General features: G+C 66.4%; 18 protein-coding genes and 1 pseudogene. 3 read left to right on the plus strand and 16 right to left on the minus strand.

All coding sequences use genetic code 11. The features are described 5' to 3' along the window. Window positions 1-2: 2 nt before the first annotated feature. From KHC24_RS16650 to lepA, 6 genes and pseudogenes are all read right to left on the minus strand, one after another. Window positions 3-854: an ABC transporter permease gene (locus KHC24_RS16650; protein ID WP_213364449.1), complete on the minus strand. Its 852-nt coding sequence runs from the start codon at window positions 852-854 to the stop codon at window positions 3-5. Next, a pseudogene (locus KHC24_RS16655) lies at window positions 854-1674 on the minus strand (ABC transporter permease). Before KHC24_RS16655 ends, KHC24_RS16650 begins: the two are co-directional and overlap by 1 nt. 66 nt (window positions 1675-1740) lie before the next feature. Next, complete coding sequence (locus KHC24_RS16660; RefSeq protein WP_213364450.1) at window positions 1741-2892, minus strand: ABC transporter substrate-binding protein; 1152 nt, start codon at window positions 2890-2892, stop codon at window positions 1741-1743. A gap of 33 nt (window positions 2893-2925) precedes the next feature. After that, on the minus strand, window positions 2926-4077 hold the full coding sequence (locus KHC24_RS16665) for an ABC transporter ATP-binding protein (protein ID WP_213364451.1): 1152 nt from the start codon (window positions 4075-4077) through the stop codon (window positions 2926-2928). A gap of 396 nt (window positions 4078-4473) precedes the next feature. Further along, window positions 4474-4662, minus strand: coding sequence for a YegP family protein (locus tag KHC24_RS16670; protein ID WP_213364452.1), 189 nt, complete (start codon window positions 4660-4662; stop codon window positions 4474-4476). A 73-nt stretch (window positions 4663-4735) separates the two neighbouring features. Next, complete coding sequence (gene lepA, locus KHC24_RS16675) at window positions 4736-6541, minus strand: translation elongation factor 4 (RefSeq protein ID WP_213364453.1); 1806 nt, start codon at window positions 6539-6541, stop codon at window positions 4736-4738. 104 nt (window positions 6542-6645) lie between these two features. Between lepA and KHC24_RS16680 the strand changes: the two genes are divergently transcribed. Next, window positions 6646-7281, plus strand: coding sequence for an MBL fold metallo-hydrolase (locus tag KHC24_RS16680; RefSeq protein WP_213364454.1), 636 nt, complete (start codon window positions 6646-6648; stop codon window positions 7279-7281). An 88-nt stretch (window positions 7282-7369) separates the two neighbouring features. Next, a complete protein-coding gene (locus KHC24_RS16685) occupies window positions 7370-8227 on the plus strand; it encodes an MBL fold metallo-hydrolase (protein WP_213364455.1) in 858 nt (285 codons plus the stop codon). Here the strand turns inward: KHC24_RS16685 and KHC24_RS16690 are convergent. The 9 genes from KHC24_RS16690 to pdxY all read right to left on the minus strand — a co-directional run bounded on the left by KHC24_RS16690 (window position 8205) and on the right by pdxY (window position 19860). Continuing rightward, a complete protein-coding gene (locus KHC24_RS16690) occupies window positions 8205-10235 on the minus strand; it encodes a putative bifunctional diguanylate cyclase/phosphodiesterase (RefSeq protein ID WP_213364456.1) in 2031 nt (676 codons plus the stop codon). The genes KHC24_RS16685 and KHC24_RS16690 overlap by 23 nt on opposite strands. A gap of 223 nt (window positions 10236-10458) precedes the next feature. Next, window positions 10459-11745 (minus strand): amidohydrolase family protein, encoded by a 1287-nt coding sequence (locus KHC24_RS16695; protein WP_213364457.1) that lies wholly within the window; start codon window positions 11743-11745, stop codon window positions 10459-10461. Next, window positions 11742-12686, minus strand: coding sequence for an ABC transporter permease (locus KHC24_RS16700; protein WP_213364458.1), 945 nt, complete (start codon window positions 12684-12686; stop codon window positions 11742-11744). The genes KHC24_RS16695 and KHC24_RS16700 overlap by 4 nt, the downstream gene beginning before the upstream one ends. Next, a complete protein-coding gene (locus tag KHC24_RS16705; protein ID WP_213364459.1) occupies window positions 12686-13753 on the minus strand; it encodes an ABC transporter permease in 1068 nt (355 codons plus the stop codon). The genes KHC24_RS16700 and KHC24_RS16705 overlap by 1 nt, the downstream gene beginning before the upstream one ends. Next, entirely contained in the window at window positions 13750-15333 is a 1584-nt protein-coding gene (locus KHC24_RS16710) for an ABC transporter ATP-binding protein (protein WP_213364460.1), read from the minus strand. The genes KHC24_RS16705 and KHC24_RS16710 overlap by 4 nt, the downstream gene beginning before the upstream one ends. 601 nt (window positions 15334-15934) lie before the next feature. Next, the gene (locus tag KHC24_RS16715) at window positions 15935-16972 is read right to left on the minus strand and encodes a BMP family protein (RefSeq protein ID WP_213364461.1); all 1038 of its coding nucleotides are present in this window, start codon (window positions 16970-16972) and stop codon (window positions 15935-15937) included. Window positions 16973-17073: 101 nt separating this feature from the next. Continuing rightward, entirely contained in the window at window positions 17074-17769 is a 696-nt protein-coding gene (locus tag KHC24_RS16720) for an NUDIX hydrolase (RefSeq protein ID WP_246547083.1), read from the minus strand. A 341-nt stretch (window positions 17770-18110) separates the two neighbouring features. Beyond that, window positions 18111-19007, minus strand: coding sequence for a PhzF family phenazine biosynthesis protein (locus KHC24_RS16725; protein ID WP_213364463.1), 897 nt, complete (start codon window positions 19005-19007; stop codon window positions 18111-18113). A 4-nt stretch (window positions 19008-19011) separates the two neighbouring features. Further along, window positions 19012-19860, minus strand: coding sequence for a pyridoxal kinase PdxY (gene pdxY / locus KHC24_RS16730; protein WP_213364464.1), 849 nt, complete (start codon window positions 19858-19860; stop codon window positions 19012-19014). Window positions 19861-20081: 221 nt separating this feature from the next. Between pdxY and KHC24_RS16735 the strand changes: the two genes are divergently transcribed. Further along, complete coding sequence (locus KHC24_RS16735; RefSeq protein ID WP_213365158.1) at window positions 20082-21341, plus strand: amidase; 1260 nt, start codon at window positions 20082-20084, stop codon at window positions 21339-21341. 4 nt (window positions 21342-21345) lie between these two features. Here the strand turns inward: KHC24_RS16735 and KHC24_RS16740 are convergent, their stop codons facing one another. Beyond that, window positions 21346-22158, minus strand: a complete 813-nt coding sequence (locus KHC24_RS16740) for an LssY C-terminal domain-containing protein (protein WP_213364465.1) — start codon at window positions 22156-22158, stop codon at window positions 21346-21348. Window positions 22159-22176: the final 18 nt, after the last annotated feature.

A 22176-nucleotide genomic window follows, 5' to 3' on the forward strand; every position in this document is an offset into this window, starting at 1 on the left:
GGTCAGCGGCCGACCTTCGACAGCACGTCGGATTTGAGGAAGCGTTCCACCACCAGCATGAAGCCGATGGAGGGGATGAGCAGCAGCAGCGCGGTGATCGACGCCACCTGGTAGTTGCCGCCCGCCCCGGCAGTGTAGAGCAGCAGCGGCAGCATGTTCACGTCGGGCGCGCCGACGAAGTAGCTGCCGGTGAACTCATCAAGCGACTCCAGAAACACGAAGATCGCGCTGGCGAGCAGCCCCGGCGCCGCCAGCGGCAGCGTCACGTCGAGAAAGGCCCGCAGCGCCCCGGCGCCAATGGAGCGCGCCGCCTCCTCCAGTTCCGCATCGATGGCGGAGAAGGCGGCAGTGGCGATCCACACCGCATAAACGAGGCCGTGAGTGACATGCACCAGCACCACGCCCGGAATCGTGCCGTTGAGGCCCAGCTGGTAGAACAGCCGCGCGACATTCACATAGACCGTCAGATTGGGGAACGCCTGCGGGATGAGGAAGGCGATGAGGATCGCCGCCCGGAACGGCAGCCTGAGCCGCGCCAGCGCATAGCCGGCGGGAATGGCGAGCGCCAGCGCCACCACCACGGTCAGCCCCGCCACGATGAGGCTGTTGGCCAGAGAATCCATCGCATTGCCGCGTGCCGCGAACACCCGGCCCCAATAGCTGAAACCGTAGTCGAGCGGCAGGGCATGCGGGAAATACCAGCGCTCCGCCACCGTCCACAGCACCAGATTGGCCAGCGGCCCGAAGATGACAAAGGCGATGAGCCCGAGCACCATACCGCGTGGGATCCACCAAAGATCAAGGCTCAGGACGGGACGCCCCGCCGGGGTGGCCGCGATGCCGGCACGTGCCATCACGCCTTCTCCCTCACGCTGTGACGGAGATATACCCACGCTACCCCGGCGCTGGCGATCAGCGAGACCACCCCGAGCGCGTTGGCGACGCCATAATCGCCATAGGCATTGATGCGAAAGGCGATGTCGGCGGTGATCATGGTGGGCGACTGGGCGTTGATCATCAGCGGCACCGACAGCACCGACATCATGGTGACGAAGGAGAGCACCAGCGCCACCATCAGCGTGCCCGCCACTTGCGGCACCAATATTTCCGCAAGGATACGCAGCCGCGACGCCCCGAGATTGCGCGCCGCCTCGAGGGTGCCGCGATCGACCGAGGCCATCGCTCCGGCGACCAGCAGGGCGACGAAGGGGGTTTGCTTCCACACGAAGGCGATGACGATGCCGCGCCAGTCCAGCAGGCTCGTCGCCTCCAGGGGAGTGATCAACCCGCACCGATCAGCACATTGTTCATCAGCCCGTTCTTGGCCAGAAAGGTGCGCAGCACCTGACCGACAACGATGAAGGGGATGAACATCGGCCAGCGGTAAAGCCAGCGCAGCAAGGCAACCGCGCGCGGATTCTCGCCGAGCGTCAGATAGCCGCCAATGGCGATGGCAAGCCCACCGATGATCGCCGTCGACAGGCCGACGATCATCAGCGTGAACAGGATATCCGAGGTGTAGAGCTCGAAGGTCTTGACGAAGTTGCCGAAACCGAACTCGCCCCCGACCTCGAAGGCGCCGGCCACCGAAACGGCCAGCGGCACCACGAACAGCAGGAGGATCACCGCAAGGGCGGGCAGGACCAAGATCAGTCCCAGGAGGGGCGTCGGCATGTCGGATGTCCGGGGAGAAAAGGGAGCACCCTCGCCGGGCGCTCCCATCCACTAAGCCAGACGTGCTCAGTTGGTGGCCTGGCGCTCATAAGCCTCGAGGATCGCGCTGTTATAGGGCGCGATCGGGAACGGCTTGCCACTCTTGGCGAGGTCTTCCGGCGTCACGTCGGTGAACAGCTTGTTCCAGGTAGCCTTGTCGAGCTCCGGCTGCACATATTGCGCATCGATGCCGGGATACCAGTTGAAGCGCTTCACGATACCCTCGGCCTGCACCTTCGGGCTGGTGGCGAGCTCGACGAACTTCTCGGCCAGTTCCTTGTTCGGGCTCTTGGCCGGGATGACATAATGCATCGGCTGGCCGGGCATGCCGGGCGCCGGCAGCACCAGCTTGAAGTCCGGCGGCAGCTGGCCATTGGCCTGCCAGGAATAGAACATGTCGACCCATACCGGGCCCATGGCGATCTCGCCGCGCGACAGCAGATCGAGCGTGCCGGCATTGCCGGGGGTAAGCGTCGCATTCTTGGTGAAATCACGCAGCGAGGAGAAGGCGGCATCCCACTTCTTGGTCTCGGCCTCTTCGAAGGGGCCGTTCATCAGCTTCTGCGCGTCGCCATCGCCGAAGGCATAGATCCAGCCCATCACGAAGCTGACGCCCGAGGCGCCGCCCTTGATGCCGTTATAGCCGAACTGCTTGGGGTGGGCCTTCGCCCATTCGGCGAGCTCGGCGTAGCTCTTGGGTGGGTTCGGCACCAGCGCCGGGTTGTAGGCGATGGCGGTCTGGCTGTTGAACATCGGCATGACGAAACCGGTCACCTTGGTGCCCAGCGCCATGTCGGCATTGGCGCGGCTCACCAGCTTGCCGGTGGAGATCTTGTCGCGATAGGCCTCGAGATAGTCACCCTTGATCATCGGGCCGACGAACTTCTCGTGCACCACCGCGACATCGGTATCCCAGCTGGCGACGCCCGCCTGCTTCTGTGCCTCGAAGCGCTCGACAACTTTCTGCGAACCGGCATCGCCCGGCCCGGTGCCGACCACGCGCACCGTGTTGCCGGGATACTGTGCCTCGAACAGCGGTGCGAGATACTGGTTCACATAGTCGACCATGTTCTGATCGCCGGCGGTGATGACAGTGAGCTCGGCAGCGAAGGCGGGCGCGACGGGAAGGCCGAGCGCCAGCGTCGTCGAAACGAACGCGGTCTTGAGGAAGCTCTGCATGGATCGGGCTCCTTTTGGGGATCGGGACGCGTGTCAGGTTGCTTGGAGAAGCCGCTCCGTCGGCTCGTGGGCGACGTGCGGAGGAAGGGGGAGCCCCCGTTCGGGGGCCGGAAGGTTGAAGAGGAACAGCTTGTCGCCGGGGATGCGCAGCCGCACCGGCGCGCCGACCTCGAAGGACCGGGCTGCATCGGCGAACAAGGACTCGTCGCCAACCCGCACCGAGTGTCGCCAAGCGCCGCCGAGATAGCTCGCCGTCTCGATATGGCCGCTGAACTCCAGCTCGCCCGCGACCGGCGCCGGCGCATCGATTGCCACCAGTTCCGCCGCCTCGGCCCGGAAGCGTGCCTCCATCGGCCCGCTCTGCAGTTTCCGCCCGCCGAGCGGCAATGCGGCACCGGCGTCATGTGGACCGGCCGTGATCCACAGCGTGCCGCCGGCGATGCGCCCATAAAGGGTCAACGCGTTTTCCGCCCCCATAAAGGCGGCAACGAAGGCGCTGGCCGGCCGGTTGTAGACCTCTTCCGGCGTGCCCTGTTGGGCGATGCGGCCGGCATCCATGATGACGACGCGATCTGCCATCGCCATCGCCTCCTCGCGGTCATGGGTGACGATGATCGCGGTGATGCCGAGCCGCTTCTGCAAGGCGCCGATCTCGTGGCGCACCTTCAGCCTTATGCGGGCGTCGAGATTGGAGAGCGGCTCGTCGAGCAGCAGGATCTGCGGATCGATCGCCAGCGCCCGTCCGAGAGCCACGCGCTGGCGCTGGCCGCCGGAGAGCGCCGCCGGCTTGCGGGCTCCCAGCCCTTCCAGGCCCAGCAGCGCCTCGATTTCCGCCACTCGCCGATCGATCACGGCGCGCGAAAGCCGCTTCAGCTTCAGCCCGTAGCCGATATTCTTCGCCACGCTCATATGCGGCCACAGCGCATAGGACTGGAAGACCAGCGCCATGCCGCGCCGGTCGGCCGGCAGCCGCGTCACGTCGCGCCCGGCGACCGCGACCATTCCTTCGGAGGGCGCGACGAACCCGGCGATGCTGCGCAGCAACGTGGTCTTTCCGCAGCCGGAGGCGCCGAGCAGCGCCACGAACTCGCCCTTGCGGATGGTGAGCTCAAGCCCATCCAGCACCCGCGTCGCGCCATAGCCGACGGAAAGATTACTGACCTCGAGGAAGGCGTCGTCGTTCATTCCAGCCCCTTGCACAGCTGTGCAACGCAGGGCGCAAAACAGCGACGCCCGCGGACCGGAACTAGCCTCTCATCATTGCAGTCGGATGACGGCCGCTCCGTTCACGAGCGCCGCTCCAGATGGTGGACGGTCGCAAGCCTAGCAGCGAGCCGTCGACCGGTCGGTAAAAGGAGATAATTGCGAGAGCGGCCATCACCGACCGTCACATGGTTCGGCCGCCCGGAAGGCCACCGAATAGACGGAGGGCCCGCACGTGACGCCCTATCAAATCGACACGAGGGCAATCGCCACGAATAACCGAGGATCGGGCACGGGAACACGCGCCGCCGCTACGCCAGAGCCTCGCGTGAAGCCGGTCCGCACGGCAGGCCATTGCCCGCCGTGCGGACCGCTGCGTCAGACATCCACCTTGGTCAGATCGACAACAGTCGCGCCGGGGGCGTTCTTCTTGATCGATTCGATGGCGCTCAACGCCGACGCCTTGGCCTTGTAGCCCTCTGACGAAAACATGCTTTCGCCGTTAGACGCCTTGAACCGGAACCGGAATTCGCCGGACTTATCCTTGTAGACCTCGAACTTGTACATTTCCCCGCCTCGTCATTTTAGACGTTAGGCAGTCATGTCAGCACGAATTGGTGCGCTTGGGTAGCGGTGGAGATCAGTCGTCCACCTTGAGCGCGGCGATGAAGGCTTCCTGCGGAATCTCGACGCGACCGAACTGGCGCATCTTCTTCTTGCCTTCCTTCTGCTTCTCCAGAAGCTTGCGCTTACGGGTGATATCACCGCCATAGCATTTGGCGGTCACGTCCTTGCGCAGGGCGCGAATGGTCTCGCGGGCGATGATCTTGGCGCCGATAGCGGCCTGGATCGGAATCTGGAACAGATGCTGCGGAATCAAATCCTTCAGCTTCTCGCACATCGCGCGGCCACGATATTCGGCGCGCGAGCGATGCACCAGCATGGACAACGCATCCACCGGCTCGGCATTGACGAGGATCGACATCTTCACGAGATCGCCCTCGCGATAATCGGTGATGTGGTAATCGAACGAGGCATAGCCCTTCGAGATCGACTTCAGCCGATCGTAGAAATCGAACACCACCTCGTTGAGCGGCAAGTCATAGGTGACCATGGCGCGCGCGCCGACATAAGTGAGCTCAATCTGGTTGCCGCGCCGATCCTGGCAGAGCTTGAGCACCGCACCGAGATATTCATCCGGCGTGAGGATCGTGGCGCGGATCCACGGCTCGCGGATCTGTTTGATCTTCACCACGTCCGGCATGTCGGCCGGGTTGTGCAGGTCGAGCACCGTGCCGTCGTTCATCTCGATCTCGTAGATGACCGAAGGGGCGGTGGCGATGAGATCGAGGTTGAACTCGCGCTCCAGCCGCTCCTGGATGATCTCCAGATGCAGCAGCCCGAGGAAGCCGCAGCGGAAGCCGAAGCCGAGCGCGGCCGAAGTCTCCATCTCGAAAGAGAAGGACGCATCATTGAGCCGCAGCTTGCCCATCGCCGCGCGCAGATCCTCGAAGTCGGCGGCATCGACCGGGAACAGGCCGCAGAACACCACCGGCTGCGCCGGCTTGAAGCCCGGCAGCGCCTCGGCGGTGGGGCGCTTCTCCTCGGTGACGGTATCGCCGACGCGGGTATCGGCGACCTCCTTGATCGACCCGGTAAGGAAGCCGATCTCGCCGGGACCGAGCTCGGCCATCGCCGTCAGCTTGGGCGTGAACACGCCGACACGATCGACGTCATAGGCGGCGCCGGTGCGCATCATCTTGATGCGCATGCCCTTCTTCATCACGCCGTCGACGATGCGCACCAGCACCACGACACCGAGATAGACGTCGTACCAGCTGTCGACCAGCAGCGCTTTCAGCGGCGCTTCGCGGTCGCCCTTGGGCGGCGGCAGGCGGGTGACAATGGCTTCCAGCACGTCGGGAATGCCGAGGCCGGTCTTGGCGGAGATCAGCACGGAATCGGAGGCATCGAGGCCGATGACGTCCTCGATCTGTGCCTTAACCTTGTCCGGCTCGGCGGCGGGCAGGTCCACCTTGTTGAGGACCGGGACGATCTCGTGATTGTTGTCGATGGCCTGATAGACGTTCGCCAGCGTCTGCGCCTCGACGCCTTGCGAGGCATCGACCACCAGTAGCGAGCCCTCGACGGCGGCAAGCGAGCGGTTCACCTCATAGGCGAAGTCGACATGGCCGGGGGTGTCGATGAGGTTCAGGATGTAATCCTTGCCATCCTTCGCCCTGTAGGACAGCCGCACCGTCTGTGCCTTGATGGTGATGCCGCGCTCGCGCTCGATATCCATGTTGTCGAGCACCTGATCGGACATCTCACGCTCGGACAGCCCGCCCGTGATCTGGATCAGGCGGTCGGCGAGAGTCGACTTCCCATGATCGATGTGGGCGACGATGGAGAAGTTGCGAATGTTGGCGACGGGCTCGGTGCTCATGGCGCGCGGGATAGCACTGGCGGTGCGCGGTCACAAGCACGGCAACGCCTTGCCCGCGGGCATATGATCGACCACATTCGCCGCACCTGTTCCATGGAGCCGTTATGCCTGAGCTCAAGATCGCCGTCGTCCCCGTCACTCCCTATCAGCAGAACTGCTCCATCGTCTGGGATGAAAAGACCAAACGCGGCGCGGTGATCGATCCCGGCGGCGATCTTCCACGCATTCTCGCGGCGCTGGAAGAACTCGAAGTGACGCCGGAAAAGATCGTGCTCACCCATGGCCATATCGATCACGCCGCCGGCGCGGCCGATCTCGCCGAGCAACTGAAGGTCCCGGTGGAAGGCCCGCATATCGGCGACAAATTCCTGCTCGACGACCTGCCAAGTGCCGGGGAGCGCACCGGCATTCCCGGCAAGGCGGTGACGCCCGACCGCTGGCTGGAGGAAGGCGACAGCGTCGACATTGGCGGCCTTCTGTTCGAGGTGCTGCATGTGCCAGGGCATACACCGGGTCATGTCGTGCTGGTGAACCGCGACAATGCCTTCGCCCTTGTCGGCGACACATTGTTCCAACGTTCCGTGGGCCGAACCGATTTTCCCTATGGCGACCACGACCAGCTGATTTCCGGCATCAAGACTAAGCTGCTGCCACTGGGAGATTCTGTCACCATCCTGCCCGGCCATGGCAGCGCCTCGACCATCGGTACGGAAAAGCGGACCAACTCCTTCATCCGGTGATTTTCGTCAGGTTGAAGCGAACGTTACTCGCGCGGCAGCGCAGCACGACCGATCATGCCGGGAAGCCTCACGCTGGGGAGCTTTCCACATGCCGTCATCCTCGTGCCTGCGCCGCATCCAATCCGGCCTGATCGCACTCGCCTTGTCATGTGTCGCCGTCCCCGCCCTCGCCCAGGCGGATCGGTGCCCGAAACTGGTGGCGGAGGCGCCGGCCCGCATCATTCCTGCGGCGTTCCGTCTTCCCGCAGCCCCGCAGGAAGCTTTGTTCCGGCTCGCCGCCGGAGCTTCCGACGAGGTGACGCTGAACTATATCGGCCACTCCACCTTCCTGATCGAGACGGCTGGCGGCGTCACGGTTGCCACCGACTATAACGACTATGTTCATCCCGACGTCGTTCCCCGTGTCGCCACCATGAACCGGGCGCACTCGACGCACTACTCGCTCAACCCGGATCCCGGCATTGAATATGTATTGAAAGGCTGGAGCGACACGCCCGGCCAGCCGGCGCGCTACGATCTCGACGTCGGCGACCTCTGGGTCGGCAATCTGGCCACCAATACCCGCGACTGGGAGGGTGGCACGACCCGCAACGGCAATTCGATCTTCGTTTTCCGCGCCGCGGATCTATGCATCGCCCATCTCGGCCATCTGCACCACACGCTCACCGAGGACGATATTGCCGCGCTCGGCCGCATCGATGTCGTGCTGGCTCCGGTCGATGGCAGCTACACGCTGGATGTCGACGGCATGGTCGAGGTGCTGCGGTCGCTGGAATCGCCGCTGGTCATCCCCATGCACTACTTCAACGAGACGACGCTGAACGCTTTCCTCAATCGCCTCGGCGCACGTGAATTCGTCGTCGAACGCAATGCCAGCTCGACCTTGTCGGTTTCACGCGAGAGCCTGCCAGGCAAGCCGACGGTCATCGTGCTGCCCCAGCGCTGAACGCCCTCATCTCGCGGCGCCTGCGCTGCGAGAGCCAGGCCGTCGCAGCGTCGGCCGCCATTGGACGGCCGAACAGATATCCCTGCCCGCATTCACAGCCGAGTTCCCGCACGGCCGTCGCCTGCTCCTCGGTCTCGATGCCCTCGGCGAGGACCCGCATGCCGAGATCGCGGCCGAGCGCGGCAACGGCGCGCACGAGCGCGCGGTCCTCGACCGAATCCACCATCTCGACGATGAACGACCGATCGAGCTTGATGGTGTCGACCGGCAACCGGCGCAGATGCATGAGGGAAGCGTGACCGGTGCCGAAATCGTCGAGCGCGATGGAGAAGCCCTGGCGGCGAAGTTCCACCAGCGCCTCGACGACGGCCTCGCCGCGCACCCCGAAGGTGACGGTTTCCGACACCTCGAACTCGATCTGCGCGGGATCGATGCCGGCGGCGAGGATGGCGCTCGCCAACCCGGCTATGTTGGCCCCCAGCTGGAAATTGTTGCGCGAGAGATTGATGGCGATGCGGCCGGGATCGATCCCGGCTTCCTGCCAGAGCTGAATCTGTCGGCAGACCTGCTGGATGACGAAATCGCCGATGGGCACCATGAGGCCGATGCTTTCGGCCTGCTGGAGAAAATCGCCAGGCAGTAGCAGACCGCGCGTCGGATGGCGCCACCTCAACAACGCCTCGAAGCCGAGGGGCCGCCGGTCCGCGACCGTCACCAGCGGCTGATAATACACCTCGAAGGCGCCGGAGGTCAGCGAGGCTCGCAGATCCTCGATGCACTTGTAGCGCTCGTCGGCCGCCCGGCGCATGCTGACGTCGAAGAGCTGGATACGATGGCCTTCGTCCGCCTTGGCGGCATAGAGCGCCAGATCGGCATTGCGCTGCAGGGCATCGGGATTGCTGCCGTCGCGCGGCCACAGCGCGATGCCGAAGCTGGCGCTGACGGTCAGCCGGGTGGCGGTGAACGGCTCTTCGATGGCCGCCATCAATGCCCGCCGGATGTCATCGGCGCGAGCGGTCAATGCCTCCGGCGCGGAGAGACCCGGCAGGATCACCGCGAACTCATCGCCGCCGAGCCGTGCGCAGACATCGTGCGCGCCCGCGCAGGCCGACAGCCGCTTGCCGACCTCGAGCAGCACCGTGTCGCCGACCGCGTGCCCGTAGCTGTCGTTGATGTCCTTGAAGCCGTTGAGATCGATGACAAGGAGGCCGCCGACCGCACCGGGGACGGCCATCGCGCGATCGAGCCGGTCGGCGAAGCGACGTCGGTTGGCAAGGCCGGTCACCACATCATAGCCAGCATAGAATTCGGCGCGGCTGGTAGCCTCAACTCGATCGGTGACATCCCGCTGATTGACCAGCACCGAGAGGCAGCCGGTCACCGGATCCGTAGTGGTCCGGGCATCGATACCGTGCCAGCGCCGGCCCTTCGCCGTGTCGACGACGAAGTCGCCGGACACCGTTCGCCCCATGAAGGCATCCGGCCGATCCGGGTCCTGCGCGATGACACGCTGCCACATATGCGCGCCTTCTGCCGGGTCGGCGAACAACGAGACGAAACGGCATCGTTCAGCCGGGAAGCTCGCTTCGGCGGACGGGTTTCGGTAGGTGACCCATCCCTCCTCGTCGAACAGCAGCACGTTCACCAGCGTGTGGCGCAGCGCCTCACCCGCGCGCAATTCGTCGGTGGAACGCGCATAGTGCTCGACCTCCATCAACAGGCCGACATTGCCATTGTCGAGCCGCACGCCGCTCATCAGCGCATCGACGGTGAACGGCCGGGGCTTGGGATAGAAAGTCCACCGATCAGCAACGATCTCGCCGGCGGAAATCCGTTCGATCAGCCGGCCGAGGCGCTGGCGCATGGCGTCGGAATGTGGCGTGAAGTCGCGCGCATAGAACTCGCCTTCCTGCCCCGGCTCGACGCCCCACAGTTGCAGCGCCGCACTGTTGGCGAAATGCTTGCGCATGCGGCCGGCATCGAGGATCCACACCGGCCGCTGAAGCATTTCCAGCCCTTCCGTCCGACAGAGCGGAAGGCTTTGCGCAAACAGACTACCGGTACCCACCATTCATGCCGCCGCCGATACGGCTTGCCTTGCCGCGTATCCACGGCGCAACGTACGAGCAATTAGTTACCGCAGCAATGTCGCCATCGCGCTCCAGCCCCAGCAAGTTGGGGGCATTCCGGCTTCAGCCGTCATAGGGCGTATACGACCGCAATAACCTCTCTTAGGCGGGGGCGTAGGAAGCTGGGTCGACCACACCCGGGCGCCCCGGCAGATCGAGCACGCTGGCGCGAGGCGTGCCTTCGGCGATGACCCGCCCCCGCCGCACCACGAACAGCCGCGCCGCCTTCAGCCGGATCGCCTCGATCGGATCGGCGGCCTGCAGCACCACCAGATCGGCGTTGCAGCCGGGCGCGATGCCGTAGCCCTCCAGCCCCATGATGCGGGCGGGGTTCGTGGTCACCGCTTCGAGGCACCAGGTCATCGCCTCGCGAGACGTCATCTGGCCGACATGCAGCGCCATGTGGGCAACCTCCAGCATGTCGCCGGAACCGAGCGAGTACCAGGGATCCATCACGCAATCATGGCCGAAGGCGACATTGACCCCGGCGGCGCGCAGCTCCGGCACCCGCGTCATGCCACGCCGCTTCGGATAGCTGTCGTGCCGCCCTTGCAGGGTGATGTTGATCAACGGATTGGCAATGGCATGCACGCCCGCCTCGGCGATCAGCGGAAGGAGCTTCGAGACGTAATAATTGTCCATGCTGTGCATGGAGGAGAGATGCGAACCAGCCACGCGGCCCTGCAACCCCAGCCGCTGCGTCTCGTAGCTCAGCGCCTCGATATGACGGGAAAGCGGGTCGTCGGTCTCGTCGCAATGGATATCGACGCGCAGCCCGCGCTCGGCGGCGATCTCGCACAATGCCTTCAGCGAGGCGGCGCCGTCGGCCATGGTGCGCTCGAAATGCGGGATGCCGCCGACGACATCGACGCCCATGTCGAGAGCGCGAACGAGGTTCCGGGCGGCGCCCGGCGAACGATAATAACCGTCCTGCGGGAAGGCGACGAGTTGCAGGTCGATATAATCCTTTACCTTCTCCCGCACATCGAGCAACGCCTCGACCGCCAGCAGCCGATCGTCACAGACATCGACATGCGAGCGGATGGCGAGGAGTCCCTGGCTGACCGCAAGGTCGCAATAGCGCAATGCCCGTTCGATCACCGCGTCATGGGTCAGCAGCGGCTTCAATTCGCCCCACAGCGCGATGCCTTCGAGCAGCGTGCCGGACTCGTTCATCCGTGGCAGGCCAAGCGAGAGCGTCGCGTCCATGTGAAAGTGCACATCGACGAAAGGCGGGCTCACCAGCCTGCCCCCGGCGTCGATCACCCGGCCGGCTTCCGCCTCGATGCCGGCTTCGACGGCGACGATACGCCCGCCCTCGCAGGCAATATCCAGACCCGAACGCCCATCCGGCAGGCGGGCGTTCCTAACGAGAAGATCGACGCTCATCGTTGTCCCTTGAAATACGGCTTCATCAAAGCGCGCGGATAGTCGGCACGCCGCGCCACCAGCACAAGCGCGGCAATTGAGAAAAGATAGGGTAGCATCAGGAAGATCTGGCTCGGCACCGCACCGCCGGTGATGGTTTGCAGGCGCAGCTGATAGGCATCCAGCGCCCCGAACAGCAGAGCCCCGACCAGCGCCTTGCCCGGTCGCCAGGAGGCAAAGACGGTGAGCGCGATACACACCCAGCCGCGCCCGTTGATCATGCCGAAATAAAAGGCATTGAAGGCCGAAAGCGTAAGGAAGGCGCCGCCCAGCGCCATCAGCGCCGAGCCGGCCATCACCGCGCCGATGCGCAGTCCGACGACGGAAAGGCCCTGCGCCTCCACCGCCTCGGGATTGTCGCCCACCGCCCGGATGGCGAGACCGAGCGGGGTACACGCCAGCACCAGTGCCAGGACGGCGACGCTGGCGAAAGCGAGCACGGTGAAGGCGGTTTGCTGGCCAAGGATCGGACCGACGAACGGCAGGTCGCGCAGCATGGGCAGATCAAGCGGCGAAAAAGGCTCGATGCGCGGCGGCGTCGCGACATTGGGAAAGGCGACCCGGTAGCCGAAATAGGCCACCGAGGTCGCCAGCAAGGTCACGCCAATGCCGGTGACGTGCTGGGAGAGGCCGAGAGGCACGGTGAGCACGCCGTGGATCAGCCCGAACAACGCCCCGACCAGCGCCGCCACCAGCACGCCGCCCCAGAGCGGCAGGCCGAGATAGACGGCCAGCCAGCCAGACATCGCACCGGCGACGAAAATACCCTCGATCCCCAGATTGAGGACGCCCGCGCGCTCGCAGAGCAATGCCCCCAACACGCCGAAGATCAACGGCGTGGCGATGCGGATGGTCGCGGCCCAGAAATTGGCCTGGGTCAGAATCTCCAGCGCGGCCCACATCAGGCGGTCTCCCGGCGCACGAAGACGATGCGAAAACGGGCCAAAAGCCCGCCGATGAGCACGCTGAGCAGCGACAGCGCGACCACCAGATCGGCGAGATAGTTGGAGACGCCGATGGCCCGGCTCATCGAATCCGCACCGACGAACACACCGGCGATAAAGATTGCCGCCGGGATGACGCCCAGAGGCGAGAGGTTCGCCAGCGTCGCCACCACGATGCCGGCATAGCCGAAGCCGGGCGAGAGGTCGGCGGTCAGGTACCCTTTAAGCCCCGCGACTTCGCTTGCCCCGGCCAGCCCCGCCAGCCCACCGGACAGAAGCCCCACCAGCGCCATGGCCTTGCCCACCGGGAGGCCGGCATAGCGGGCGGCGCGGGCGTTCTCGCCCACGGCGCGGATGCGGAAGCCCCAGACGGTACGGGTGATCAGTACATGCAAGGCGACGGCGCAGATGACTGCCAGCACCAATCCCCAGTGCAGGCGCAGGCCGGACACCAATTTGGGGAGGGTCGCCTCGTCCAGCACCGGCGCCGACTGCGGCCAGCCCAGCGCCATCTCGTCCTTCATCGGTCCTTCGAGCATCATCTGCACGAACAGCAGCATGACGAAGTTGAGCAGGAGAGTGACCACGACCTCGTCGGCGCCGAAGCGCATCTTGAAGAACACCGGCACCAGCAGCAGCGCCGCGCCGGCAAGGGCCGCGCCGACCAAGACCACCGGCACCAGCAGCGCCGGCGGCAGCTCCAGCAAGCCGGCGCCGAGCGCCACGGTGGCCAGCGCCCCGGCATAAAGCTGTCCCTCGGCGCCGATGTTCCACAGCCTGGCGCGGAAGGCGATGGCGGCGGCGAGGCCGGTGAAAATGAGCGGTGTCGCGCGCGTCAGCGTCTCGGCGAAGGCAAAACCGCTGCCCGCCGCCCCCTCGACCATCAGGCGGAAGGCGGACAGCACCGGTGCGCCGGACAGGGCCAGCGGCACCGCGGTGAGCAGCAGCGCAGCGATGCCCGCCCCCACCGAGACGGCAAGGGTGAGCCAGACCGGCGTGCGCTCGCGCGGAACGAAGCGGATCATGCGTCCTCCTCCGCCGTATGGCCGGCCATCATCAGGCCGACGATGCGCACGTCGAGGCCTGCCACCTCCATGGCCGGCGACAGATGGCCGGCATGGATCACCGCAATGCGGTCCGATAGCGCAAACAATTCATCAAGGTCTTCGGAAATCAATAGAATTCCCGCTCCTCGCCCCCGCGCCGCCAGCAATCGGCGGTGCACGTCGGTGGTGGCGCCGATGTCGAGGCCGCGCGTCGGCTGATGTGCGAGGATGAGGCGCGGCGCGCGCTCCAGCACGCGGGCCAGCACCACCTTCTGCATGTTGCCGCCGGAAAGCGCCCGGATTGGCGCGTCGGGGCCGGGGCAGCGTATGTCGTAGTCCCGGATCGCCTGCGCGGCGCGGGCGCGGATCGCCGTGCGGCGCAGCAGCCCGTGCCGCTGGTTCTCCGACGATCCGACCGTTTCCAGCACATGGTTCTCGGCGACGCTGAGCGCGCCGATGGTGCCGTCGCGATGACGGTCCTCCGGAATACGACCGACCCCGGCTTTGATCCGCGTCATCGGGTCGGTACGGGTCGCGGGATATCCGGCAATCTCGCAAATGCCGCTCCGGGCCGCCTTCAGCCCGGCTACCAATGCGGCGAGCGAACCCTGCCCGTTTCCAGAAACTCCTGCGATTCCAATGATTTCTCCGCCGCGCAGCTCCAGATCGGCCGTCTCCAGCCGATCCCGCTCGCCGGGCGCACCGACAGCGACACCGACGAGGCGCAGCACCGGCGCACCGAGGGTCGACGGCGTACGCTCGCGGGCAGGAATCTCGCGTCCGACCATAAGCTCGGCCAGCATCGCCCGGTCGGCACCCGCAGCCGGGCGATCGGCGACCTTGGCGCCGCCGCGCAGCACCACCACCCGCTCGCAAAGCGCCAGCACCTCGTGCAGCTTGTGGCTGATGAAAATGACCGCAAGCCCTTTTCCTGCAAGGGTTTTTACCGTAGCGGACAGGCTGTCCGCCTCCTGGGGGGTGAGCACCGCGGTCGGCTCGTCGAGGATGAGCACCCGCACGTCGCGATAAAGCGCCTTCAGGATCTCGATGCGCTGCTGCTCGCCGACCGACAGCCGTCCGACCGGCACGTCGAGATCGGCTTCCAGCCCGGACTCCTTCATTAGCCGCGCGACCTTCGCCCGTGCGGCTGCCGTGCCGAAGCCGAGGCGCCACAGCGGCACGGTGCCGAGCACGATATTCTCGAAGCCGGTAAGATTTTCGGCCAGCGTAAAGTGTTGATGCACCATGCCAATTCCGGCATCGAGCGCCGCCTCCGCCGAGCCGCCGGGCAGCGGCGCCAGCCGGCCGGCGGCGTCGGCGATGTGCACCGTGCCCTCGTCGGCGACGTAATGGCCGAACAGGATGCTCATCAGCGTCGTCTTGCCGGCGCCGTTCTCGCCGAGCAGCGCCACGATTTCCCCGGCCCGGACGTCGAGGTCGATGGCATAGTTCGCTACCAGATTACCGAAACGCTTGGTGACGCCGGCCAGCGACAGCACCAGCGGGCGAGTCTCGTGCGGTGTACGATCCGGTTGATCGGGTGCAGTCGGCGCGATCATGGAGAGCCTTTCTCAACCTTCGACCTTTGAGGAAGCGGCCGCGGAAGCGGACCGGCCATTCCCTCACCCCCATTCCTCTCCATCGAACTCGGCGGTTGCCGAGTTTGGGGCCGGGAGATGGGAGCTTCGACGGTGCCTCCCCTTCTTTCCCTATCCCCGCTGGGGGAGAGGTTGCCCGCGCCGCGGGTCGGTGAGGGGAGACACCATTTGGAGGCGCCGAAGACCCCTCACCCCACCCCTCTCCGTCAAAACCGAATGCTTTCGGTTTTGACCATCCGGATGCCGAACTCGACAACAGCCGAGTTCGGGGCCGGGAGAGGGAGCCGCCAGATCCGATCCCCACCGCCTTTTCCTCTCTCCGGTAGAGAAAGGTGGTCCGCGGAGTGGGGCGCCAAGGACCACACGATTGCGGAGCCGAAGAGCCCTCACTCCACCCTCCCCCCGACGGGGAGAGGGTGCCGCCAGATCCGGCGTCCGTCACCCTTTCCTCTTCCCATAGGGAGAGGTCGCCCGCGGCGCGAGGAGGGCGGCTCCCTCCTCATCCGGCCGCAGGCCTCACAAGGTCGACCTCACGGAGGCGACACCCGACAAGATCAGCGCCTCACATCGTCGACTTGGGTTCGGCGTCGTTGACGTTGACCCGGAACATGCCGTCCTTGATCTCCTTCTCGCGCACCAGCACCAGCTCGATCACCTCCGGCGGCACCTGCTTGGGGTCGAGGGTGGCGAGGCTGGCGCCGCCATGCGCCATATAGGAGAACGGGCCGTAATCCTCGGCGGCGAAGGTGCCGTCCATCACCGCCTTGACGGCGCGATCGATGGTCGGCTCCATGTGCCACAACGCCGAGGCGATCACGGTGCCGGGATACTGGGCGGAGGTGTCGATCACATTGCCGATCGCCTTCACCCCGCGCTCCTTGGCGGCATCGGAGACGCCAAAGCGCTCGGCGTAGAGAATGTCGGCGCCCTTGTCGATCTGGGCGAACGCGGCCTCCTTGGCCTTGGGCGGATCGTACCAGGAGTTGATGAAGGTCACGAGGAACTTCACGTTCGGGTTCACCGACAGCGCGCCCTCCATGAAGGCCTGCATCAGCCGGTTCACTTCCGGTATGGCATAGCCGCCGACCAGGCCGATGATGTTCGATTTGGTGGTCTTGCCCGCCACCATGCCGGTAAGGAAGGATGGCTCGTGGATGAAGTTGTCGAACACCGAGAGGTTCGGCTTGGTGGGGCCGAAGGAGGAGCCCATCAGATAGGCGGTGCCGGGATAATCCGCCGCCACCTTGCGGGCCGGACGCTCCACCGCGAAGATCTCGCCCAGCACCAGATCAGCGCCCTCCTGCGAATATTGCCGCATCACCCGCTCATAGTCGGTATTGGCGACGTTCTCGGAGAATTTGTAGGTGATGTCGCCGCGCGCCTCGGCGGCCTTCAGCGCCTTGTGGATGCGCGAGACCCACTGCTGCTCCACCGGCACGGTATAGATCGCCGCTACCTTGATCGGCTTCGCCTTCGCCGCCACCGCGACGCCGCTGAAGCCGCCGAGCACCAGCGCCCCGGCGCCGAGGGCCAGCAGCTGGCGGCGATCGACGATCCCCGACGAAAAAAGTGGCACGGTTTCGGTTGATTTACGCACCATGTTAACTTCTCCCCGAGCACGGAGCGCGCCTCGCATGCCGCGCCCCTTAACCGACAGTCTATGCGAGCGGCATGCCAATTTCGAACTGTTTGGTCCGAAATTCACCGCTTCCGCCGCTCGTCCTCCCAGCAGGCCAGAAGATAGGTGCGAATGAAAGGCGGCATTGCCTCGCCGACATCGTCCGGTCCGCGCGCGACGACGACGTCCTCCAGCTCGGGGCGCTCCTCGGTGGCCAGGAAGGCACGGATGCGGGCGACGAGTTCGTCGGCGCCCAGCGGGCTGAACAGCTCCCGCATCAGGGCGATGCGCGAGCCGGCGAACACCCCGGTCCAGCCCGGCGCGATCTCGACCTCATCAGGTGCCAGCCCGGTCTCTTCGCCGAGTTCCCGCAGGACGCTGCCGGCGAGATCGACCGTCCCGTCGGGCCGCAGATCGCTGAGATCAGGTGTGCCGGCGGCGAAATAGATGCGCCCGGCATTGGCGGTCCACGACGCCATGCGCCCGAGCAGGAAGGCACCATCCGCCGCGCGCAGCGCCGCCATGGAGAAGGCGTTGCAAACGCGCTCGTCGGCTTTTTCCTCGCCCGGACAATCGTGCCGCAGCCACCACAGCAGCGAGGCGAAATCGGCTTCGCGATAGCGGCCGGTGAGCACGCCATCCGCCAGATGATGACGGGCCAGCACCAGGATGCGCCCGTTCCACAGCGAGGGGTTCCGCTGCAACTGCGCGGCGAAGAAGGCATCTACCTCCGCCCGCCGGCTCTCGGCATAGTCCCAGGCGCCGGGTTCAATCCGCATGTCCAGGCGCTCGAGCGGCATCACCTGCATCGGATGCTCCGCACGCTCATGCGGCAGCTCCGGCCGGGTGGGAGCGTGTCGTCGCGCGGGGGAGTGGCCGGCACGTACCGCCCCACATGGAGATCGCGCCTTCGCTCCCTCTACCCGAGGAAGAGAGAGTTGGGGCGCGGAAGCTCCCTGGCTCCCCAGCCGCGTCTCCCCTCACCGACCCGCTTCGCGGGCCACCTCTCCCCAACGGGGAGAGGGAAAGAGAAATGTCGCGCCGGACGGCCGGGCCCAAGGCAAGACCCGAGGGCGCGCCACCTCCGCAGCCAAGCCGGATGCTTCCGGCTTGGTGCGCCTCAGACATGCAGGACACCTTCGGCCACCACCACGGCCCCGCCACCGATGGTGACGCGGGTCAACGCTCCACCGGCCACGTCCAGCCCCAGCCGCACCAGGCTCGACCGGCCCATCTCGACGCCCTGGAGGATGTCATAGGCGGTGAAGCCTTCCGCCGGCGTCTCGCCCTGCATCAGCACCGCCGCCAGCGAAGCCGCCGCCGAGCCGGTGGCCGGGTCCTCGTCGATGCCCATATTGGCGGCGAACATGCGGGCGCGGAAATCGCCCTCCCCCTCGTCGTCGCGGCAGAACACATAGACGGAATCGGCGGTGCCGCCGAAGGCGCCGATCAGCCGCCCGGCGCTGGGGCTGATGCGGGCGAGCGCCGAGCGCGACGCCAGCGGGATGCAGACGAAGGGCACGCCCGCCGAGGCGATCACCGGGCGATAGGCGTCGAAGCCGATATCCGATGTATCGAGACCCAGCGCCTGCGCGCAGGCTTCCACGCTCGGCGCCTCCTCGTCGAGGATCTCCGGAAGCCGGGGCACGGTGAAGGTGGCGGCGCCGGAGCGCGGGTTGCGCAAGCTCACATGGCACGGCACCAGGCCGGCGCCCTCCTCCAGCACGAAATCCGCCGACAGCTCCACCTCGTCGCGCAGCGCGAGCAGGACGGCGGCGCCCACGGTGGGATGCCCGGCGAAGGGCAACTCGTGATTGGTGGTGAAGATGCGCAGCCTTGCGCGATGATCCGCATCGATCGGCGGCAGCACGAAGACCGTCTCCGACAGATTGAACTCGCGGGCGATCGCCTGCATCTGGTTGCCGTCGAGGCCCTCGGAATCGAGGACGACGGCGAGCGGATTGCCCGCAAGGGCGCGGTCGGTGAAGACATCGAGCACGACGTAGCGGCGGGCCATGGCCTTACAGCTTCTCCGGGGTGAAAACGCGCGAAGGGGTGACGAACTCGTCCTGGGCGGCGACGGTGAGAATCTCCCGCGAGCCGGCCGCTGCCGTACGGGCAAGCAAACCATAGGCCGAGGACGACGCCTTGCCGAGCGCCTCCGCCGTGGAGTGGCTGCTCTTCCAATGCACGAAGAACAAGGCCGCGATGGCGTCGCCGGCGCCGTTGACCGAAATGCCGAGCTTGGGCGTGCGCACGCGATAGCAGCCGTCCGGCCCCGAGGCGAGCATGTCGATCGAATCGGCGGGGGTGTCCGCCGTATGCAGGCTGGTGACCATGATGACGCGCGGGCCGGTGGCATGCACCGCCTCGCAGGCGCGCCGCGCGTCCTCCAGCGTCGAGGTGGTGCGCCCGGACAGGAAATCGAGCTCGAATTGATTCGGCGTGATGATATCGGCGGCCGGCACGGCGCGGTCGCGCATGAATTCCGGGATGCCCGGCCGGACATACATGCCGGTGTCGATGTCGCCCATCACCGGGTCGCAGCAATAATGCGCGGCGCTGTTGGCGGCCTTGACCCGGCCGACGGCGTCGAGAATGGCGTCGCCGATCTGCGCGGTGCCCATATAGCCCGACAGCACGCCATCGCAGCGCGGCAGCGCGCCGAGATGATCGATGCCGGCGACGAGATCCTGGATGTGCTCGGCGCCGAACACCTCACCGCGCCAGGAACCGTAACCGGTGTGATTGGAGAACTGCACCGTCTGCAGCCCCCACACCTCATGGCCGAGCCTTTGCATCGGGAACATGGCCGATGCGTTGCCCACATGCCCGTAGGCAACCCATGATTGAATGGAAAGGATATTCATCTGCACGCGCCCCGGCCTAGCGAAGAACGATCCGCGCATAACGCTGCCGATGCAAGGGCACAAACGAAATTAGATGTGCGGATCCATAATGTTGGCGTGCGGAGTGTCGCATGCGATACGCTTTTGGCCGACAATATCCGGTGCCTCGTCCGGTGCTTCGCCGCGGGCAGCACCCCAACCCCGTCCCCAGCCGAGAGATCGTTCCAGAAATCATGACCGTGATGCTTTCCGCCTGCGCCCTCGCCGCCGCCATCCGCTCCGGGGACCTTGCCCCCGCCGAGGTTGCGGCCCGTTGCGCCGCGGCGATCGCCGAACGGGAGGAGGAGATTCGCGCCTTCACCGCCCTCGATCTCGACGCGATGCAGGAGCAGGCGCGGCGCCCCGACCTTGCCGGCTTGCCCCTTGCCGGGTTGCCGGTCGGGGTGAAGGACGTGTTCGACACCGTCGACTTCCCGACCGCCTACGGATCGCGGGCCTATTGCCGCCACCGCCCGGCCGCCGATGCCCCGGTGGTGCGGATGATCGCCCGCGCCGGCGGCCTCGTCGCCGGCAAGACCTCCACCACCGAATTCGCCTTCACCGCCCCGACGACCACGCGCAACCCGCACCGCACCGCCCATACGCCGGGCGGTTCCTCCTCCGGCTCGGCGGCGGCGGTGGCGGCGGGCATGGTGCCGCTGGCCATCGGCTCGCAGACCGCCGGCTCGGTGATCCGGCCGGCCTCCTATTGCGGCGTCACCGGCTACAAGCCGTCCTTCAAGCTGATCCCGATGCTCGGCAGCAAGACGTTTTCCTGGTCGCTCGACACCATCGGCCTGTTCGCCGCCGGCGTGGCCGATGTCGCCTTCGGTGCCAGCGCCATCACCGGCCGGCCGCTGGCGATCGACCCGGCCGCCCGGCCGCCGCGCCTCGCCATCGTCCGCACCTCGCGCGCCGGCTCGGCGAGCCCCGACGCCGATGCGGCGCTCCATGCGGCGATGCGCGCCGCCGAGCGGGCGCGGGCCAGCATACGGGAGGTCACGCTGCCGCCCGAGGTGGAGACCGCCGACGACGCCCACGCCATCGTCCAGGCCTATGAGGCGGCGCTCGCCCTCGCCGACGAGTGGGACCGGCATCGCGACCTGCTGTCGCCGCAGCTGGTCGCCTATCTTGAGCAGGCGACGACGGTGACGCCGGAGGCCTATGATGCGGCGCGGCGCACCACCCGGCTGGCGCGCCACGCCTTCACCGATCTGGTGGAAGGCTTCGACGCCGTGCTGACCTATTCGGCGCCGGGCGAGGCGCCGGTCGGGCTGGCCTCCACCGGCTCCTCGATCTTCAACCGGCTATGGACGCTGCTGGGGGCGCCCTGCATCAACGTTGCCGGCTCCACCGGCGCCAGCGGCTTGCCGATCGGCGTGCAGATCGTCGGCCGGTTCGGCCGCGACCGCGCCGCGCTCACCGCCGCCGCCTTCGTCGAGAAGGCGATCCGCGCCGCGTGAGCGCTCATTCGCCGCCGGCCAGCCCCTCGACGCTCTTCCAGAGCTGGTCCTTCAACCCGACCAAGGGCGGCGGGGCGATGATGGTGGCCGGCCCGGACGCCGGGACGCCGTCGGCGACCAGCCGGCCGAAGCGGACCTCGCCATCGGTGTAATAGGGATCGCCGCCGCCATTGCGGCCGAACACCACCGGGCCGAGGCCGGTGACCTGGTAGATGGCGGTGAGCCTATGGGCGCGGTCGAGATCGGCGATCAGCAGATCGCGCACCGCATCGACATCCGGCCCGATATGATGGGTGACGGCGCCGGTGTAGTGGCTCAGCCCGACGCCGCGATCATAGGTCGCCGAGCCGAGCCAGACCGGGCGGCGCTCGGCGCCGACGTCCAGCACCTTCCAGAACCGCACATGATCGCGGCGGTCGGCGCTGCGGCCGACCTCCTTCTCGAAGGCGAGGTCCTCCGGGCGGCCGTCATAATAGAGCGGGCTGACCGGAGCCTTCAGGTCTGGCCGGTCGAGCAGCACCGAGCCGATGATGGCGAGGCTGGATTTCAGCGTCACCGGATCGGCGGCGCGCCATCCGGCGGCGTACATGGCGCGGATGACGTCCTCGCGCGAGCCGACGAGGCCGACATCGATGGGATCGCCGGGGATGCCCTGCTTCGTCTGCGTCACCATCGGCAGGTGCTTGATGCCGGGCTGGTTCTGGTGATGCGTCCACAGGCGCGGCAGCATCACATAGGCCAGCGCCGCCCAGACGAGGAAGGCCAGCAGGGCCCAATGCCAGATGGGCCGGAGATCGTGCTTCACGGATGGCGGCATGCAGGCGCCCTCAGAGGA

Origin of the sequence: Ancylobacter defluvii, from assembly GCF_018390605.1 — a bacterium.
Classification (GTDB): Bacteria; Pseudomonadota; Alphaproteobacteria; order Rhizobiales; family Xanthobacteraceae; genus Ancylobacter; species Ancylobacter defluvii.

Coding starts and splice junctions, on each gene's coding strand:
- KHC24_RS16660 (WP_213364450.1), bottom strand. CDS start 2,892: ATGCAGAGCTTCCTCAAGACCGCGTTCGTTTCGACGACGCTGGCGCTC.
- KHC24_RS16685 (WP_213364455.1), top strand. CDS start 7,370: ATGCCGTCATCCTCGTGCCTGCGCCGCATCCAATCCGGCCTGATCGCA.
- KHC24_RS16700 (WP_213364458.1), bottom strand. CDS start 12,686: ATGTGGGCCGCGCTGGAGATTCTGACCCAGGCCAATTTCTGGGCCGCG.
- lepA (WP_213364453.1), bottom strand. CDS start 6,541: ATGAGCACCGAGCCCGTCGCCAACATTCGCAACTTCTCCATCGTCGCC.
- KHC24_RS16690 (WP_213364456.1), bottom strand. CDS start 10,235: ATGCTTCAGCGGCCGGTGTGGATCCTCGATGCCGGCCGCATGCGCAAG.
- KHC24_RS16695 (WP_213364457.1), bottom strand. CDS start 11,745: ATGAGCGTCGATCTTCTCGTTAGGAACGCCCGCCTGCCGGATGGGCGT.
- KHC24_RS16705 (WP_213364459.1), bottom strand. CDS start 13,753: ATGATCCGCTTCGTTCCGCGCGAGCGCACGCCGGTCTGGCTCACCCTT.
- KHC24_RS16650 (WP_213364449.1), bottom strand. CDS start 854: ATGGCACGTGCCGGCATCGCGGCCACCCCGGCGGGGCGTCCCGTCCTG.
- KHC24_RS16680 (WP_213364454.1), top strand. CDS start 6,646: ATGCCTGAGCTCAAGATCGCCGTCGTCCCCGTCACTCCCTATCAGCAG.
- KHC24_RS16665 (WP_213364451.1), bottom strand. CDS start 4,077: ATGAACGACGACGCCTTCCTCGAGGTCAGTAATCTTTCCGTCGGCTAT.
- KHC24_RS16710 (WP_213364460.1), bottom strand. CDS start 15,333: ATGATCGCGCCGACTGCACCCGATCAACCGGATCGTACACCGCACGAG.
- KHC24_RS16720 (WP_246547083.1), bottom strand. CDS start 17,769: ATGCGGATTGAACCCGGCGCCTGGGACTATGCCGAGAGCCGGCGGGCG.
- KHC24_RS16725 (WP_213364463.1), bottom strand. CDS start 19,007: ATGGCCCGCCGCTACGTCGTGCTCGATGTCTTCACCGACCGCGCCCTT.
- KHC24_RS16670 (WP_213364452.1), bottom strand. CDS start 4,662: ATGTACAAGTTCGAGGTCTACAAGGATAAGTCCGGCGAATTCCGGTTC.
- KHC24_RS16740 (WP_213364465.1), bottom strand. CDS start 22,158: ATGCCGCCATCCGTGAAGCACGATCTCCGGCCCATCTGGCATTGGGCC.
- KHC24_RS16735 (WP_213365158.1), top strand. CDS start 20,082: ATGCTTTCCGCCTGCGCCCTCGCCGCCGCCATCCGCTCCGGGGACCTT.
- KHC24_RS16715 (WP_213364461.1), bottom strand. CDS start 16,972: ATGGTGCGTAAATCAACCGAAACCGTGCCACTTTTTTCGTCGGGGATC.
- pdxY (WP_213364464.1), bottom strand. CDS start 19,860: ATGAATATCCTTTCCATTCAATCATGGGTTGCCTACGGGCATGTGGGC.